Below are 18537 nucleotides of genomic sequence, written 5' to 3' on the forward strand. Positions count from 1 at the left end.
TTTATTTTAGAGTTCTATTTACAATTATTTAGCTACCTCGTGGGCAAATTCGTTCTTCAATTTCTTTAAGCTGTTGGCAATGCTGTTGTCTATTTGTTTATCGCCAACGGTTAAAATAAAGCCACCGATCAGGCTTGGGTCAATCTTGGTTTCCAGTATAACATCACAATTACTGCCAACTTCTGCCTTTACTATCTCACTAACAGCTTTCTTGTTAGCTGCCGACAGCTCAACCGCCGAAACGATTTTAGCTTTAACGATATTCTTTTTGGCGTTGTATTGGTTAATAAATTCCTGTGCGGTATAAAATAAAACTTCACCGCGGCTTTTATTGATCATGATCTTAAAAAAACCGATGGTTGCTTTACTTACTTTGCCTTCGAAAAGGGCATCCAGTATGTTGATCTTTTTATCGTGCGATATAATAGGGTTACTCAGCACAATTTGCAACTGGTGGTTAGCCTTTAAAGTTTGCACAAAAAGATCCATATCACTTTTAACCTGCTCGAGCGAATTTTGCTCGATCGCAAGATCGATGAGCGACTTGGCGTACCTTGAACCTACTGTTAATTCAGACATTATTATTACAGTTGTGAGTTGTTGGTTATCGGTTGTGAGTTAGCCATTTTTTGAACTGACTACTGACAACAGACCACTGACAATTTAATTTAATTTAACTTTTTTCAACAGGTCCTCAACCAGTTCTTCCTGTTTTTTCTGATCCTCGAATTGCTTGCGCAAAATCTTTTCGGCTATCTCGAGCGAAAGTGTGGCAACCTGTTCTTTAACACCTGCCATGGCAATAGCGGTTTGGTTATCGATCTCGATACGGGCTTTTTCGATCATGCGTGCGCCTTCTCTTTGCGCAGTTTCTTTAGCTTCGCCTACGATCTGGTCCTTCATCTTTTTAGCTTCGCGCAGGATGAGGTCGCGTTCGGCACGGGCTTGTTTCAGCAACTCTTCGTTCTCGCCGGTTAAGCGCGCCATTTCTTCTTTAGCGGCAGCAGCTTTTTGCAAAGCATCCTCTATCGATTGCTCACGCTCGCTCAATGCAGCTACGATGGGTTTCCATGCAAATGCCCTTAACACAATAAACAAGATAGCAAAAGAAACCGCAGACCATATAAATAGACCCGGATCGGGGCTAACTAATGGGTTTAATGATAATATCGTCATTTTTAAAACTTAGTGTCTGTGTTGTAAAAGGTAAAAAAACAAGACTGCAGCCAACCGCGGCAGCCCTGTTTTAATAGTTTTAATTACTTGGTTAAGAAAGCAACAACCACAGCAAATAATGCTACCGCTTCAACGAAAGCAGCTGCAATAAGCATTGCAGTCTGAATTTTGTTTGCAGCTTCTGGTTGACGGGCCATGCCCTCCATAGCTTTTCCACCAATACTTCCGATACCGATACCTGCACCTATCGCAGCTAAACCGGCACCAATTCCAGCAATACTTCCAGTCATTTTACTAATTATTAATATATGTGTTAAAAAAAATGCAAATTAATGATGCTCATCGGCGTGGTGCTCTTCAATAGCCATACCGATAAACAATGCAGATAAAATTGTAAATATAAACGCCTGTAAAAAGCCAACCAGCAATTCAATCGCACTGATAAACAACGCAAACGGAATTGCGAAAGCCGACGCATACACCGATTTTAAAATTACAATAAGCGCAATTAAGCTTAATACTAGGATGTGGCCCGCAGTTATGTTGGCAAACAAACGGATCATTAAGGCAATTGGCTTGGTGAATATACCAATAAACTCAACAACAGGCATTAACGGTACAGGGAATTTTAACCACCATGGTACGCCTGGCGTGTTAAATATATGGCCCCAGTAGCTTTTGTTACCGTTTACTGTTGTGATGATAAAGGTAGTTAAAGCCAACATCGCAGTTAAAGCAATATTACCTGTCAGGTTAGCGCCACCTGGAAAAATAGGCACCAGGCCTAAAAGGTTATTGATCCAGATAAAGAAAAACACAGTTAGCAGGTAAGGCATAAACTTAGCGTATTTATGACCCAACTGCGGGATCGCAATATCATCGCGAACGAAGAGGATAAACGGTTCGAGTGCCGACTGCATACCTTTTGGCGCCTTACCTACATTCTTTTTATACGAACGGGCAATGCCTAAAAAGATGATCATCAGCAACGCCACCGAAATAAATAAGGCTAAAACGTTTTTGGTGATCGACAGGTCGAGCGGTTTTTCGTTAACCGGCACTTGGTTCTCGTCTACCTTAACATAAGTACCGTTTTCGTACTTGGCAGCGGCCGGGTAGTAGTATTTACCTTCGTAGTTAACCAGGCTCTCGCCTTTCTCGGTAAATATCTCGGCGCCTTTTTCGTCTTCCTCGTGTTTGCTCGATAAAAAGGTAACAAAACCCGACTTAGTGTATAATATCACCGGTAAAGGGATAGCTACTTTATCTTTGCCTTCGCCCCAGAAATGCCACTCGTGCGAATCGGCAATGTGGTGCAAAATAACTGCGGAAATATCTTCGTCTTTTTCGGCCTTTGTTTCTGTTTTCAGCGAATCGGCAGTAACGTCTTTTACGGCTTTAACTGTATCTTGAGCTTGAATGTTGCCTGCGGCAAACATTAAAAAAAGCGTAAAAAGTACAATTGGCGTAAAAAATTTTTCGATAAAAGGGCGTTTATTGTTCATTCTTGCAAGAAAACTACTTTCAATTTTGGTTGCGCAAGTTAATCAACAAACAATAAATTTCAAACACTGTATTGAATAAATATAGATAAAAAAAATTGCCTATAAATTTCGGGGCATCGATCTGGATTTTAGTGGTATAAGCCAATATCACTATCATAAAAACAATAAACCTGATGAATGTGCCCCCAAGGAAGGTTTTTACCGAATTTTTACTGCCTTTTATAAAGCCGGTATGGTTAAGCAAGTGTATAATTAGTGTTAAAACTGCAAACAGCCCGAACAACTGCCAGAAGTAAGGGATGATCAGATTTAACGGTGCGAAATAAGTTTGGATGATGGCCGGCGGTATAGCCAGCAACAGGTTAAATACGATGAAGTAGGTGTAGTACTTGTTAATTTTCATTTACTGAGCTGCCGGACGGTTAGATAAATAGATAAGCATACGCCGGTAAGGGCCAGCAACGCGGTTATCCACTGCACATCGTGTTTAAGGCATGCATCGAGTTTATACCCCGCGTAGGTGAACAGGCCGATCACGGCCGCCATCTGGAAAACCACCGAACTATACTTTGCATAGTTATTGGCGTTATTTTTAACGTCGCCGTTATTTTCGGGTTCAAGCTCTGCCATCGTGCAAAAATATCAATCAATTTGAATAATGTGTAGTAAATTGGCCCAACAATTAATATATCAGATATCTTTGTATTAACGTTATCTGTTAAAAATCGGGATACCATTTTGAGGCTTACATCATCTACCCTTTATAAAAACCTTGGCTATTTGCTGCCGGTGTTATTATTTGCTGCCTGTAACCTCGAAAAGGAAAGCGGTTTTAACCGGATGATGCAGAACCTGACGGCCAGGTACAATATTTTATTCAATGCCAACGAAGTGCTGCGCCAGCATCAGGAAACCATGGCGCTGAACTATGTGGATAATTACGGGCAGCTGCTCAGCGTTTACCAGGATACCGCCGCCAAAAGCCCGGCGGCGGACAAAGCGCTCACGAGCGTTATCGAACGCGGCAACACGCTCATCGCAGAGAAGGAACAAAGCCATTATATACCTGATGCATACATGCTGCTGGGCAAAGCCAACTTTTTGCAGTATAACTATTACAACGCCATAGAGTTTTTTAGTTATGTGATACGTACCTACCCTAAAAGCCGCGATTTGGTACAGGAAGCCCGCGTGTGGAAAGCTCGTGCGCTGATGCATACCGACCAGTTGGCTGTAGCGGATACGTTACTGGATACCGCCCTACAAAACATCTTCCCGAAAGAACAGCACACTGCCGATGTATATGCTACCAAACTGCAATATGATATCTATGCAGAAAAATACGCAGATGCCGAGGCGATGGCGGCACAGGCTGTCCATTTCAGCAGGGATATTAACCATAAATTGCGCTGGACATTCATCCTCGCACAATTACAGGAGCTTAACCATAAACCTGCCGAGGCCGTTAAAAATTACAGCAGGGTAATGAACAGCAACGCCTCGTTCGAGATGGCTTTTAATGCCAGCCTGAACAAGATACGTATTGAGGATACCCAGGCCGGCGATAAAACAACCCGCATCGACCGTTTACGCAAATTGCTGAAGAACGAGAACAACAAAGAGTTTATCGACCAGATTTACTACCAGATAGGTGAGATCTATCTCGCCCAGGGCAATTATAACGAGGCTATCAAAAATTATCAGCTATCGATACGCAACAGCACCAAGAATCAAGATCAAAAAGGTCTGTCGTACCTGCGCGTTGCCGATATCAATTTTAAAAACAAAGCCGATTACGCTACGGCTAAGAAATATTACGACAGTACGCTCACTAACCTGTCGCCCACCTACCCGGGCTATCAAACCATCCGGAAAAAGGCCGATAACCTGCAACTGCTGGCCGACAGGCTCCAAACCATTGCCCGCGAGGATACTTTACAAATGCTGGCTAAGCTGAATGAAAAAGATCGCGCAGCCAAAATCACCGCCTTAGCATCCGGTACCTTATTACAACAGCAGGCTATAGCCACAGCCAGCAAAAACGTACAAACCGCGTCGGTACGGCAACAGTCCCAGCAAGGTGGCGGCCTTAATGCAACCGGCAATTTTTATTTTTATAACACCCAGGCCGTAGCCCAGGGCTATACCGATTTTAAACGGATATGGGGCAACCGGCCATTAACGGATAACTGGCGGCGCAGCGTACAATCGAATAATAATACGACTACTAATCCTTCGGTAGCGGCCATCGCCCAACAGAATACTACCGCATCGCCCGACCAGGTAGCCAAACCGGCGGCAAACCCTGCTTTAACCAAGTTGGAGAACGATCTGGCTCAGAATGTACCGCTTACACCAGCGCAATTGACCTTATCGAACACTAAAATTTATAACGCGTACCTGGATATCGCCAATTTTTACCGCGATGTACTGGAAGATAACAAGGAAGCCATCGGCATATTCGAACTGCTGTTACAGCGCTTCCCTAATACGGTGAATAAACCATCGGTTTATTATAACCTGTACAGGCTTTACAGCGATATCGACAAAGCCAAATCTGACTATTATAAAGACCTGATCCTGAAAAATTATGCCGAAAGCAATTTTGCCAAAGTTATCCTCGACCCGGATTATAACCAGAAGCTGAACGACCAGAACGCGGCTTTTACCTCATCGTATACCGATCTGTTTGATCTGATCGTTAAACGCAAATACACAGAGGCTGTCACTAAAGCAAACGCAGTGATAGAGCAGTTCCCGGGCAGTGCTTTTTTAGCACAGGTTTATTACCTGCGTGCCATTGCTATGGGTCACCGGCAAAAGCTCGATCCGTTTAAAACCGAACTGGATGAGATCGTCAGCAAGTTCCCTGACGATAGACTCATCACGCCACTGGTTAAACAACATCAGGCTTTTATCGCTGCCAACGAGAGCGACCTTGCTGCCCGCGAAGTAGTTTTGGTAGATACCGACCCTAACGAGGTACTGCCGTTTATGCAAAAGCAACCGGCCTATGTTAATCCGTATACCCCGGCGGTGCCCAAGGCACAGCCTAAGCCGCAGGTGGTAAAGCAAAATCCGCCGGCTAACAATAATCCTGTAATAAATAAACCTGTTACACCACCGGTTAGCACTCCGCCTGTAGCAAACCCGGTTGTTAAGAATACGGACAGCGCTACCATCAAACCACCGGTAATTGTTAAAGAAACGCTGTCAATCTATACAGCGGGGATGGCTGACAGTACCAATTACTATTTTGTAATTAACGTAAACACCAATAAGGTAAACATGGCCTCGTCGCGCTTTGGCATCGGGCAGTTTAACCGCGGGCGTTATACCGATAACAGCATCAGGCACCAGTTAAAACCGGCTAACGAGAACCAGTTGATCTATGTCGGCCGTTTTACCAACCTGGCAGCAGTAAAGGCTTATGCCCGAGCCATTGTACCGCTTTTGCCCGAAATTATGACCGTGCCGGCCGACAAATACAACTTTTTTATTATCACCCAGCAAAATCTGGATAAATTAGCCGACAAGAAAACAATCGATAATTATTACGATTTTTATCAAAAACATTATTAAACATGTGGACCAAAACCAAGGATAATCAGTTAACATCGCAGGACATCAAACGATACAACCTGGTGATATGGAAAGTTATTGGCGGCTTTTTCGCGTTTTTAATTTTGATGATCGTGTTGACCTGGTTCGGCGTGTTTGGCGCACTGCCTTCCTTCCGCGATCTGGAGAACCCCAAAAGCAATCTTGCTTCGCAGATCATATCCGAAGATAATAAGCAATTGGGCGCCTGGTTTGTGCAATACCGTACGCCGGTAACTTATAAACAGCTTTCGCCGAACGTTGTACATGCCTTGGTTGCCACCGAAGACAAGCGTTTTTACGAACATTCGGGTATCGACTTTGAAGGCTTGTTCCGCGGGGTGGTTTACACCATGATCGGCAAAAAACAAGGCGGCAGTACTATTACCCAGCAGCTGGCGCTTAACCTGTTTTCGGACAAGGGCCGTGCCAAAAACAAACTGAAACGTATCATTCAAAAACTACAGGAATGGATCATTTCGGTGCAGATTGAACGCCGTTATACCAAGGAAGAGATCATTACCATGTATTTCAATACGGTCGATTTCGGCGCATATAATACTTTCGGTATCAATGCAGCAGCGCATACCTATTTCAATACCACGCCCGATCAGCTAACACCCGACCAGGCAGCTTTACTGGTCGGTATGCTGAACGCGCCGGGAGCCAACTCGCCTATTAACCATCCCGAAAATGCAATTAACCGCCGTAACCTGGTTTTACACCGCATGGCACAGGCCGGCTTTCTGAGCGACGGGCAGGCAGCCGATTTCCAGAAAAAACCGCTGGGGCTCAATTTCAATATCACTGCTCACAACGAGGGTTTGGCAACTTACTTCCGCCAGGTGCTTAAAAGCGATGTGCAAAAGATACTGGAAGAATCGAACACCACCAAAAACGGCGTTCCGTATGATCTGGACCGCGATGGCTTAAAAGTTTATACCACCGTCAACGCCAGCATGCAGCAATATGCCGAAGAAGCGCAGCGCGAGTATATGCAGCAACTACAGGTACAGTTTAACAATCACTGGAAAGGTTTTAACCTGGCTAAAAGCATCAAAAACTATAAGCTGCTGATGAGCGAGGGCGTGCACCGGTCGGACAGGTACAACGATATGAAAGCCGACGGCAAATCTGACGAGGAGATCAACGAAGCATTTAATACCCCGGTTAAGATGAACATCTTTAGCTGGCACGGCAATATCGATACGGTAATGAAACCTATCGACTCGGTACTATACAGCAAAATGCTTTTACAGAACGCTGTAATGAGCATGGACCCTACAACCGGCTATGTTAAAGCCTGGGTTGGCGGTATCAACTACGAACACTTTCAGTACGATCATGTTAAGATAGGTACCCGCCAGGTTGGCTCGACGGCCAAATCGTTTACATTTGCCGTAGCAATAGAGGATGGCTACTCGCCTTGTATGGAGGTGCCAAACGTACCGATTACGATTAAATACGATGGGCAGGAATGGTCGCCGGCATCGCAGGATACCAAAGACCCGGTAATGACTTTGCGTGGTGCGCTGGCCTGGTCGCAAAACTGGATCACTGCTTACGTAATGAACGAAGTTAAACCCGAACCGGTGGTGGAGCTTATCAAAAAAATGGGGGTTACCAATACCGATATTACTCCTGTACCTTCAATTTGCCTGGGCTCGTTCAATGCGTCGTTGTTCGAAATGACCGGGGCCTACAGCGTATTTGCAAACCACGGTATCTGGAAAGAGCCTACCTATATTTTGCGCATCGAAGATAAAAACGGCAACGTGTTGTACAACCACACGCCAAAAACCGTACAGGCCATGAACGAGCAAACCGCTTACGTGATGACTTACATGTTAAAAGGCGTTATTGAAGACGGTACCGGCAGCCGGTTACGTGGCCGTTATGGGCTCACCAACCCGATTGCCGGTAAAACAGGCACCCCGCAGGATAACTCCGACGGCTGGTTTATCGGCATGACACCACAACTGGTTACCGGCGTTTGGACAGGCTGCGAGGACCGCGATTTTCACTTCCGGTCAACATCGCTGGGCGAAGGCGCCAACACAGCACTGCCGATATTTGCTTTATACATGAAAAAGGTTTATGCCGATACCAAACTGGGCATTAAAAAGAATGTGGACTTTGACCCGCCAAAGGCGCCTTTAACTATTACTATTGATTGCAACGCTTATAAGCAACAAAACCAGCAAACCCCGGCAAAAGAAGAGGATAAAAAGTTGAGTTTTTAATATTCTTGTACTAAGACATCTGTTGGGATACTCAATGCAGTGTGCAGTTTCCGGATCATGGTGATGCTAAGCTTGCGCTTTTTATTGAGTATCTCACTAACCCGGCTTTTTAAACCGATTATTTGCTCCAGATCGTGGTTACTGTAATTAAGTTGTTCCATCCGAAACTTGATAGCTTCGATAGGGTCTGGCATATCTATGGGGAAATATGCTTTTTCATAATTATCAATCAAAACTCCCAGTATTTCTAACTCATCTCCTTCAGTAGTACCTGGCAAAGCATCAAAAATTACTTCGAGTCTTTGCAACGCTTGTTGGTAATCAAGGTCTGTTTTTATGGGTTTAATATTCATAATCTCTTAAATTGTTGTTGCATCAATTTTATCGTATTCGGCATGTGTACCAACAAACCGAATCCAACACATTTGATACGCATAATTTATTTTAACGATCAATCTGTATGAATTGCCTTTTATATTAAATACAACCCGGTTATCTGGCAGAATGCTTGCACTTGGATATTCAACTTTAATATCATTCGGATGTTTCCAATTGCTTTTGTCTGTTTCTAAATACCATGCTTTTAAAGCCTGCTCACAATCGGCATGTTTTAGCCAAAATTCGCGTAATGTACTCTTAGCAATAACTCGCATTAAAAACAAAGATAGCGAAAAGTTCCCAAAATGGGAATATTGATTTTACTTAACTGTTGCTCACAGTTCCTGCTTAATATCTTCCAGCCCCTTAACGCTTACTTTGGCGCTGATTCCGGCTGCAATAACTGAAATCAACATCACTGTAAAGAACACCAGGATAAAGTCGGTTAGTTTTAATGCGATAGGATACGCATCGGTAGCCGTATAACCACCGCCCATTTTAATAAAGCCCAGGTGTTCCTGTAACAAGCAAAATATCAGTGCAAGCACCATGCCGCCTATGCAGCCGATCAGCGTGATCAGCATACCCTCGCAAAAAAATATGCCTTGTATCAATTTAGGTCCGGCGCCCAGGCTTGACAGTATGGCAATATCCTTACGCTTATCCATCACCAGCATGGTTAACGAGCCTACGATGTTAAACGTGGCGATAATAACCACAAAAGTAAGAATGAGGTAAACCGCCCATTTCTCGGAATGAAGAATTTTATACAATAGAGCATTTTGCTCGGCACGGTTACGTACATTAAAATCTGTGCCGATCTTATCTTTAACAGCTTGCTGCAGGTCGTCGGCACTGGCGCCATTTACCATATTGATCTCGATAGCAGATACTTCCACCGGCTGATCGAGCAACTCGCGGGTAAAAGTTAAGGGAGCAACGATGATGTTGTCAAAATCCTGCTGTATGCTGAACACGCCAGACGAGTAAATGTATTTCACCACGAAATCGCTGGTCGGGTCGATAGCGTTGACAGCCGCCGTACGCCGCGGCGAAAATATCTCGAGCGGAACAAATTTATCTTCGATATTAACACCCAGGCTGCCTTGCACCATCGAACCAATAACAACCGTCGGTTTGCCATTGGCATCCTGTAAAACAAACCTCCCCATCTGGATAGTACTGTCGAGGTTTTTGTTTTTTAAAAAGTCGTCGCTTACACCTTTAATGGTGGTAGGCACCTGTTTATCGCCATAGCGCACCAAAGCTTTCTCCTCCAGCACTTCGCTAAATGAAAATATCGCCGGATTTTTGCGCAGTTGATTAAAGTAAACTGTATTAGGGTTAAAAGTTTTACCTTTTTTGGCTTCGATCTTCAGTTCGGGCGTGAAGTTGTTGTATAACGACAGGATTACTTTTTCCAGTCCGTTAAATACCGATAATATAATGATCAGCGCTGCACTGCCCACAAATACACCCAACATCGAGATGCCCGAGATGATGTTGATAGCATGCGTTGTTTTCCTTGAGAAAAGGTAACGCTTAGCGATATATACCGAAGTGTTCAAACCGCCTTAAGTTAAAAAAGGATTAGTCTGCTTTTCAAAACCGATAGTGGTTTCAGGACCGTGACCGGGATAAACCACGCAATCATCGGGCAGGGTAAACAGCTTGGTTTCGATATTGGTGATGAGCTGTCTGAAATTACCGCCAGGTAAGTCAGTTCTGCCTATACTGCCCAGGAATAACACATCGCCGCCGATCAAAAAATTCCCTTTGGGCGCATAAAAGCACAGGTGCGCTGGTGAATGGCCGGGGGCGAATATCAACTCGAGTTTGCTGCTGCCCAGGGCTAACTCTCCCGTTTCGGGCAGATAGTTATCCGGTATCGGCGATACCTCGTACCTGAAACCCATTTGCGGGGCATAGCCTGGCACGGCCATCAATATCTCCAGCTCGCCTTTGTGGAACTGTGGTTTTAAACCATACTGATCAAAGATAAACTTGTTACCCAGCACATGGTCGATATGGCAATGTGTGTTAAGCAGCATTACCGGCGTGAGTTTACGATCGCGGATGAAGTTGACCACTGCATTTTGTTCGCTCGCGGTATACATTCCCGGGTCGATGATGGCGCACTGGCCGCCTTCTTCATAAACGAGGTAAGTATTTTCCTGGTAAGGGTTGTTATCGAATGCTTTTACTTGCAACATGGAGCAAAAGTAAGGTTTTTATGGTGAGTTGTCAGTAATGAATGATGACTGGTGAGTAGCGAATAAGTAATGTCAAAAACCACTTACTACTGACAACTCACCACTCACTATCCTATTTCTTCCACCTGAAACTGCCGATCATCACATTCATATCCTTTTTAATAAAGTTAAGGACAGGCTGTATCGAGTCGATGCGCGGTTCGTTATAAAAGTATAATGCGGCACGCAGGTAGTTCTTGGTGCTGTCGGTAAAGTAAAACTGGGCCGATGACGCTGCGTTGCCATCGATAGTGTAATAAATCCCGTACAATTTACGGTCGGGGTAATAAATAGCGCCTTCATCGATCGATGTAGCCTTGATGGTATTTTTAAAGGCGTATTTATGTGCATGCTCCGTAAGGGTATCCAGTCTTACTGCTGGCGACAGATGCTCGTAAGTTAAATGTAATGTGCCGTTAAACTGCGGGAATTTTACATTCAGCCAGCAGGGTTTCGCGCCTTTATGGTGATCTGGTTCGATATGCGCGTATTTGGGGTACAAAAAAGTAAACGGGCAGCCGGCAGTATCAAAAGTTTGATAAGCCTTGGGCGGAAATGGTATCCGGAAATACCCCCTCGGTTTAGGCGAATAGTCGTGATTACCACCGCACGCTGATAACAGAAATATCCATGAAACGATAAAAACCAAGTTCCTCATGGGTGTTTGGTTTTTGAGTTCCATATCTCCCAGGAGCGGTCGGCCTGCAGTTCGAGCATCTGGTAACCGTTTTTGATAGCCGCTCCCCTTTCCGAGCCTTTTCGTAAAAATAAGGTTTGATCGGGGTTATAGATCAGGTCGTACAGTAAATGATCATCGGTAATGCCTTCGTAAGGTATGGGCGGACATTCGTCTACGTTGGGGTAAGTTCCCAAAGGCGTTGTATTGACGATCAGTTTATGATCTTCGACTATCCCGGCTGTCAGATCACTAAACAAAATGCTTGTTTCGGATGAGCGACGGGTTACAACCCGGTATTCGATGCCGTATTCGCCCAGTACGTATTTAACCGCGCAGGCCGCGCCGCCGTCGCCTAAAACCAGCGCTTTTTTATGGTGATGGTTGAGCAATGGTTTTAACGAGGTTTCGAAACCATAGATATCGGTATTATAACCTTCCAGTCTGAAATTATGCCCTTCGATACCCACCTCGCCGGTAAAGGCTGCCATTACCGGGCTTTCGGCATGGATATGGATGCAGTTTACCGCACCTACTTCGCGGGCGTCATGGCTGATCCAGTCGAGATAATGCATTACATTTTTTTTGTGCGGAACGGTCACGTTCAGGCCGCACAGGTTTGGGTTTGCTTGTAACAGGGCCGGAAGATCTTTAATATGCTCCAGCGGAAAAAGTTCGTACTTATGACCTTCGATATGCTCGCGCTCAAACATATCACTGAAGTATTTTTTTGAAAAAGAGTGCGAAAGCGGATAGCCGATTAGTCCGTATAGCTTCATTATTGTTTTTAGTGATTACACCGATTAAAGTTGATTGCACCGATTATTGCCGGATTACGCCGATTTGATTTTGATTGCACCGATATCCAGGCAATAAACGAAATCAAAGCTACATTAGTTTAGATGATATTAAAATCAGAAAGCCGTAATAAAGCAAATCGGTGTAATCAGCCTTAAAAATCGGTGTAATCACAAACTTAAGAAATGATCGAACGTATCGCTCCGTAAACCAAGTCGCAAAGTCTCCAGCGGGATGATGTCCGCAGGTGCGATGTTGCCCAGGTTAACGTTGGGTCCAAGCAATTTAATGAACCAGGTTTGCTGCGCTTTTTGCGGGGCCTCCCAAATGATCGTCTCCTGCGGTATCTGGGTTAATATCTCATCCACCAAACCCTGCCTTACCTCGCCCGAATCGCGGTAGATGCCCACATTCCCGCTTTCGCGGGCTTCGGCAATTACCTTCCATGCGCCGGCCTCAATCTCGGCATTCATGAGTTTGATCCATTTATACGGCGCGAATATTTTCTGTACATCTTTCGATCCTACTTCGGATATCACGGTGATCTGCTTGCTCAGTTTGCGGATATATTCGCATTTTACATCGTGCTCGATGGTAATCGAACCATCGGAGACCTCGGCATACTCCATTTTGTACCTATCGAGTATACGGCGGTAATCGTCAAACTGGTTACGAACTATAAAAGCCTCAAAGAGCGTTCCGCCAAAATAGGTTGGCAAACCGGCATCTTTATATATTTTAAGTTTTTCATCGAGCTTTGGCGTAACAAACGAAGTTGCCCAGCCAAGTTTTATGATATCAGAATGCGGTAGTGCAACCTCGATGAAGTCCTCTGCCTGCCGGCAGCTCAAGCCTTTATCCATTACCATCGTCAGTCCGTTGGTACGTGGTTTTGAGGTACGGTCGGGCAGGTTATTCAGTTCGTAATTCATTTATTATATCAATTTGTTATAGTCTATAACCAGAAGTTTTAACCGATGCAAATTTCATAAAAAATCCGAAGCTTTAAAAGCTCCGGATGTAATTAATTTGTTAAATATGGTTACTTGGTATAGCGGTTGATGATCTCGATAATCACTTTGTTTTCCTGCAATTGGGGCAGGTAGTCAAACAGAATAAAATGTTTATCCGGGTCGGTGATCAGTGCTTTCTCTAAAAAAGCAATCGCTTCGTTATAATCGCCTTTGGCAAACAGGTAAGCCACCATGCGATAGTAAAGCTCAGCCGAATCGGGATTATTCTTTATCGCCTGCGAAATGATCTCGATAGCGCCTTCCAGGTTTTTTTGCTCGTATAAAATGGACGAGTAATCCAGCCAGGCATCGGCATCTAATGGGTTCAGTTCAACAACTTTTTCGTAAGCGTGTTCGGCTTCTACCAAATGGCCAAGCTTATAATGCGCATCGGCAATGGCAAACCAGTAATCGGCATTGGCTATGTCCAGGTCGAGCGCTTTTTTATAGAAATGCAGCGCTTCGAAATAACGTTCTTCAAAATCGAGCGTTACGCCTACCCCGAACCAGGCATCAGCCAGCTTAGGGTCCATTTTTACCGACTTTTTATAAAAGGCGCGGGCATCGTCCATCTGCTCGAGCTTTTCGTAGCACTCGCCTATCGCACAATAGGTATCGGCATTAGGCTGTTCGTACTCGAATGTCTGGCGGTAAACCTCTATCGCTTCGGCAAATTTATCGAGGTTGACCAGGGCATTGCCTTTATTAAAGTAAGCCGAGGCAAAACTGTCCTTGATCAGGATGGCGTAATCGTAAGCGTCGATCGCTTTCTCAAATAAACCCAGCTTGGTATAGGCATTGCCCAGGTTATACCAGGCTGCATAGCTGTAAGGTTCGTTATCGATGTATTGCTGGTAAAACTGTACGCTTTCGGCCTGATTATCCATCACATCATAACAAAAAGCCAGTTCGTATAAAGCGTCCTGGTTTTCCATGTTTTGTTCGAGGCAAAGTTTCAGGTAAGTGATGGCTTCTTCATAGTCGCCCATGTTTTGGTTAACGTAGGCAATGTGCAGTAAGATCTCATCGGTCTCCTCGGCCATGTTGAGGGCCTTATGATAATTTTCGAGTGCCTCGGGATAGCGTTCGATACTTTCGTACAGGTTGCCGCGTATGATATAGATATCTGCCTCTGACGCTTCCAGGGTTTCGGCCAGTTCGAGCGACGCAAAAGCATCGCCTATTCGGTTGGTCACGACAAACAGCTGCGCTTGCTTGATGAGGAAAACAGAAGCAAAAGGGTGTTGGGCGCGGGCATATTCAACTACTTGCAGGGCCTTAACCGGATCGTTCTTTTCGATGTAGTAATCGATGATGTTCTCAAACGCCTGTGCATCAAAAAAGTACTGATCGTGGTTACGGATCATCTCTTCGTATCGCTCTACCGAAAATTGGGGGTCTTCGGTAAAACCAAATTCAAATTCTTCTTCCATTCAGTTTTTGTTGCAGAACTTCTGCTTAGCTTGTTAATTCAATAGTTGTGCCAAGACTTTTTGTTACAGTTAAATTACCGATAAAAACCCCGCGTATTAAATTTACTTTTCCACATTTCCCCATTTTAAACAAAACCAGCTGTAACTGATTGATTGTAAAGATGAATTTTTTCGGGAGAAATGCAAAGGCTTAAAGCGCGGACAATAAATTTTTTACCTTTGACAAACCACTGTTTACTATGAATAACGATAAGCATCAAATTCTACTTAATTTAAATATAAACGCTGTAAACCATGCTTTTAGTACCGGGCAAATTTGGGGCAGCAGCGATGGGGCCGAGGTGCGAACCATTTATTCGCCGGTTGATGGCTTAGCTATAGCCGATGCAACGATGGCTACCAACGATAACTATAACCAAACCGTGGCCAAAGCTGCCGATGCATTTAAAACCTGGCGTAACGCACCCGCACCAAAACGCGGAGAGATTGTACGACAGATTGGCGAGGCATTGCGCAGGCATAAGGATGACCTGGGCTGGCTGGTATCGTACGAAATGGGTAAAAGCCTGCAGGAAGGTAAAGGCGAGGTACAGGAGATGATCGATATTTGCGATTTTGCCGTTGGTTTAAGCCGGCAGCTTTACGGGCTGACCATGAACAGCGAGCGCCCGCGCCACCGCATGTACGAGCAATATCACCCGCTGGGCATTGTAGGGATCATATCTGCATTTAACTTCCCGGTAGCGGTTTGGAGCTGGAATGCCGCACTGGCCTGGGTTTGTGGCGACGTGTGTGTATGGAAGCCTTCCGAAAAAACACCATTGACGGCTATCGCCTGCCAGCATATCGCGCAAAGCGTATTTAAACAAAATAATGTTCCCGAAGGTGTATCGTGCCTGGTTATCGGCGATCGCGAGATAGGCGAGCTGATGGCTAACGACCACCGCATACCTTTAGTCTCGGCTACGGGCAGCACCCGCATGGGTAAAGCGGTAAGCGTGGCTGTAGCCGCACGTTTGGGCCGCAGTTTGCTGGAACTTGGCGGCAACAACGCCATCATCATCAGCGAAAATGCTGACCTGAACATTGCGCTCACCGGCGCAGTTTTTGGCGCAGTGGGCACAGCCGGGCAGCGCTGTACCACAACCCGCAGGTTAATCATCCACGAAAGTATATACGATGCCTTTAAACAAAAGCTGGTTAGCGCCTACAAACAGTTACGCATTGGTAACCCGCTGGATGAACACAACCACGTAGGCCCGCTTATCGATAAAGCTGCGGTGAGCCTTTATTTAAAATCGATTGAAGACTGCAAAGCACAAGGCGGCAGCTTTATTGTTGAAGGCGGTGTTTTAGAAGGCGCCGGTTACGAATCGGGCTGCTACGTTAAGCCATGCATCGCCGAGGTTGAGAACCACTACCCTGTTGTGCAGCACGAAACATTTGCCCCCATCTTATATCTAATTAAATATAAAACTATCGAACAGGCCATTGAGCTGCAAAATGGCGTGCCGCAGGGCCTGTCATCTGCCATAATGACAAACAATTTACGCGAGGCCGAAGCGTTCTTATCAGGCGCCGGGTCTGACTGCGGTATTGCGAATGTGAACATCGGCACTTCGGGCGCCGAGATCGGCGGCGCATTTGGCGGCGAAAAAGAAACGGGCGGCGGGCGCGAGTCGGGCTCGGATGCCTGGAAGGTTTACATGCGGAGGCAAACCAATACCATAAACTACTCGAGCGAGCTGCCATTGGCACAAGGAATTAAATTTGATCTATAATATATCTTAATGTCTGAATTTTCTAAAAAACTATTGGGCTTTACATTGTGTGGAGCCTTGTTATTCAATATCGAAGTTAAGGCTCAGGTAAGCGTTACCGTAGGCGAGCCCGCACCACCAAAAAACTGGCACCAGCTCGATTTAAAAACCGATGGCTACTATGGCATCAGTCTCATCAAAGCTTATCAGTTGCTCAAAGGGAAAAAAAGTAAAACCGTGCTGGTTGCAACGATAGACAGCGGCGTAGACACGCTTCAAAAAGACCTGCAGGGTATTTTATGGACCAACCCCAAAGAAATACCCGGAAACGGCATCGACGATGATCACGACGGTTATGTTGACGATGTGCACGGCTGGAACTTTTTGGGCGGGCCGAACGGTAAGTGCGATTTTAACGAAACTACCGAAGAGGTGCGCGAGTATGCCCGCCTGAAAGGCAAATACGAGAACGTGACCTATGCTACGGCTACCGATAAAAAAGAGTACGAGTACTGGAAAAAGGTAAAAGCAACCCGCGACTCGACCGTGGCGGCATCGCAAAATGATTACAGGCAGCTTGTGCCATTGGTGAATGCCCTGATGGCTACCAGCGGTTTGATCAAAAAAGGCCTGCACCTGCCGGCCGATGGCGCGTTTACTTTAGCCGACCTGGATAAACTGCCTGTCGCTAATGATACGCTGAAGCAAAGTGTGGAGTTCTGGAAGATCGTGATGCAGCAGGACCCGGCGAGTAACAGCAGCAAGATCATCAGGGACTGTACCGAGGAAATGACCAAGGCCAATAATGATATTAACCCCGACCTGGATACCCGTAAAAATATTATCGGGGATGACCCGAACGATAACAGCAACCCGCATTACGGTAATAACATCGTAAAATATGAAGACGCTTCGCATGGCACCGGGGTTGCGGGTTTAATAGGCGCTAAACGCGGTAACGGTTACGGTATCGACGGTGTTGCCGATAACGTACGGATAATGGCCATCAAAGCCGTGCCCAACGGCGATGAATACGATAAGGACATTGCAAACGCGATTATGTTCGCGGTTAATCATGGCGCGCAGGTCATCAACATGAGCTTTGGCAAACGCATATCGCCGCATAAGGATTGGGTTGACGCGGCTTTTAAATATGCCGCATCGAAAAACGTTTTGCTGGTACAGGCCGCAGGCAACGAAAACCAGGATATGGATACCAACCCCGAATACCCTAACGATATTTTTGCCGATGGCTCGGGAACGGATGCAGCCAATGTAATTTCGGTAGGGGCTTCGGCTGCTAAAAACACCGACGAAAAACTGGCCGGTACTTTTAGCAACTATGGCAAAAAAAATGTGGATGTATTCGCGCCGGGTGTAAAAGTAACCTCGATTGATATGGACGCGGAGTTCAATACTGCCGATGGTACGAGCTTTGCCTCGCCGATAACCGCAGGGCTGGCCGCTCTGATACTCGAATATTATCCGCACCTGAGCGCACGCCAGGTTAAACAGATCATCCTGGCATCGGCTAAGCCGCTCACCGGCACCATGGTGTATAAACCGGGGAGCACCAGCGAAAAGGTTGATTTTTCGACGCTTTCGAAAACCGGCGGGATTATCAATGCGTACCAGGCGTTGTTGATCGCGGCGAAGACCAAGGGAGAGTTGAAGTAGGGTGATTAGCCCGGAAGATAGGGAAT

18 protein-coding genes are annotated in these 18537 nt (G+C 45.5%); 4 read left to right on the forward strand and 14 right to left on the reverse strand.

The genetic code is table 11. The annotated features are described in order from the left end of the window. Positions 1 to 24 precede the first annotated feature (24 nt). From atpH to BEL04_RS19885, 6 genes are all read right to left on the reverse strand, one after another. Entirely contained in the window at positions 25 to 579 is a 555-nt protein-coding gene (atpH, locus tag BEL04_RS19860) for an ATP synthase F1 subunit delta (RefSeq protein WP_066006759.1), read from the reverse strand. An 84-nt stretch (positions 580 to 663) separates the two neighbouring features. Continuing rightward, positions 664 to 1176, reverse strand: a complete 513-nt coding sequence (gene atpF, locus BEL04_RS19865; protein WP_066006761.1) for a F0F1 ATP synthase subunit B — start codon at positions 1174 to 1176, stop codon at positions 664 to 666. An 83-nt stretch (positions 1177 to 1259) separates the two neighbouring features. Continuing rightward, on the reverse strand, positions 1260 to 1466 hold the full coding sequence (gene atpE / locus BEL04_RS19870; protein ID WP_066006763.1) for a F0F1 ATP synthase subunit C: 207 nt from the start codon (positions 1464 to 1466) through the stop codon (positions 1260 to 1262). Between the two features lie 39 nt (positions 1467 to 1505). Further along, positions 1506 to 2681: a F0F1 ATP synthase subunit A gene (gene atpB / locus BEL04_RS19875; RefSeq protein ID WP_066006765.1), complete on the reverse strand. Its 1176-nt coding sequence runs from the start codon at positions 2679 to 2681 to the stop codon at positions 1506 to 1508. Between the two features lie 19 nt (positions 2682 to 2700). Next, positions 2701 to 3084 carry a hypothetical protein gene (locus BEL04_RS19880; protein WP_066006767.1) on the reverse strand — a complete coding sequence of 128 codons (384 nt, stop codon included), beginning with the start codon at positions 3082 to 3084 and terminating at the stop codon, positions 2701 to 2703. Beyond that, positions 3081 to 3311, reverse strand: a complete 231-nt coding sequence (locus BEL04_RS19885; protein ID WP_066006769.1) for an AtpZ/AtpI family protein — start codon at positions 3309 to 3311, stop codon at positions 3081 to 3083. Before BEL04_RS19885 ends, BEL04_RS19880 begins: the two co-directional genes overlap by 4 nt. A gap of 159 nt (positions 3312 to 3470) precedes the next feature. Between BEL04_RS19885 and BEL04_RS19890 the strand changes: the two genes are divergently transcribed. Both BEL04_RS19890 and BEL04_RS19895 read left to right on the forward strand, forming a co-directional pair. Then, positions 3471 to 6263 (forward strand): tetratricopeptide repeat protein, encoded by a 2793-nt coding sequence (locus BEL04_RS19890; protein WP_175404120.1) that lies wholly within the window; start codon positions 3471 to 3473, stop codon positions 6261 to 6263. 2 nt (positions 6264 to 6265) lie between these two features. Further along, complete coding sequence (locus tag BEL04_RS19895; RefSeq protein WP_066006774.1) at positions 6266 to 8524, forward strand: transglycosylase domain-containing protein; 2259 nt, start codon at positions 6266 to 6268, stop codon at positions 8522 to 8524. Here the strand turns inward: BEL04_RS19895 and BEL04_RS19900 are convergent. From BEL04_RS19900 to BEL04_RS19935, 8 genes are all read right to left on the reverse strand, one after another. Beyond that, complete coding sequence (locus tag BEL04_RS19900) at positions 8521 to 8877, reverse strand: type II toxin-antitoxin system HigA family antitoxin (protein ID WP_066006776.1); 357 nt, start codon at positions 8875 to 8877, stop codon at positions 8521 to 8523. The two genes, BEL04_RS19895 and BEL04_RS19900, sit on opposite strands and share 4 nt — an antisense overlap. Before the next feature lie 6 nt (positions 8878 to 8883). Further along, positions 8884 to 9177, reverse strand: coding sequence for a type II toxin-antitoxin system HigB family toxin (locus BEL04_RS19905; RefSeq protein ID WP_066006778.1), 294 nt, complete (start codon positions 9175 to 9177; stop codon positions 8884 to 8886). A gap of 60 nt (positions 9178 to 9237) precedes the next feature. Beyond that, entirely contained in the window at positions 9238 to 10470 is a 1233-nt protein-coding gene (locus BEL04_RS19910) for an ABC transporter permease (RefSeq protein ID WP_066006780.1), read from the reverse strand. Positions 10471 to 10476: 6 nt separating this feature from the next. After that, entirely contained in the window at positions 10477 to 11115 is a 639-nt protein-coding gene (locus BEL04_RS19915) for an MBL fold metallo-hydrolase (protein ID WP_066006782.1), read from the reverse strand. A gap of 112 nt (positions 11116 to 11227) precedes the next feature. Further along, positions 11228 to 11812 carry a gliding motility lipoprotein GldD gene (locus BEL04_RS19920; RefSeq protein ID WP_066006783.1) on the reverse strand — a complete coding sequence of 195 codons (585 nt, stop codon included), beginning with the start codon at positions 11810 to 11812 and terminating at the stop codon, positions 11228 to 11230. Beyond that, complete coding sequence (locus BEL04_RS19925; protein WP_066006784.1) at positions 11809 to 12609, reverse strand: shikimate dehydrogenase; 801 nt, start codon at positions 12607 to 12609, stop codon at positions 11809 to 11811. The genes BEL04_RS19920 and BEL04_RS19925 overlap by 4 nt, the downstream gene beginning before the upstream one ends. Before the next feature lie 189 nt (positions 12610 to 12798). Further along, positions 12799 to 13560: a phosphosulfolactate synthase gene (locus BEL04_RS19930; protein ID WP_066006785.1), complete on the reverse strand. Its 762-nt coding sequence runs from the start codon at positions 13558 to 13560 to the stop codon at positions 12799 to 12801. A 110-nt stretch (positions 13561 to 13670) separates the two neighbouring features. After that, a complete protein-coding gene (locus BEL04_RS19935; protein ID WP_066006786.1) occupies positions 13671 to 15074 on the reverse strand; it encodes a lipopolysaccharide assembly protein LapB in 1404 nt (467 codons plus the stop codon). 239 nt (positions 15075 to 15313) lie between these two features. Here BEL04_RS19935 and BEL04_RS19940 point away from each other — a divergent pair, with 239 nt between their 5' ends. Further along, positions 15314 to 16855 (forward strand): aldehyde dehydrogenase family protein, encoded by a 1542-nt coding sequence (locus BEL04_RS19940; protein WP_066006788.1) that lies wholly within the window; start codon positions 15314 to 15316, stop codon positions 16853 to 16855. Between the two features lie 9 nt (positions 16856 to 16864). Next, positions 16865 to 18511 (forward strand): S8 family serine peptidase, encoded by a 1647-nt coding sequence (locus BEL04_RS19945; protein WP_066006790.1) that lies wholly within the window; start codon positions 16865 to 16867, stop codon positions 18509 to 18511. Positions 18512 to 18537: the final 26 nt, after the last annotated feature.

Source organism: Mucilaginibacter sp. PPCGB 2223, from assembly GCF_001705515.1.
Classification (GTDB): Bacteria; Bacteroidota; Bacteroidia; order Sphingobacteriales; family Sphingobacteriaceae; genus Mucilaginibacter.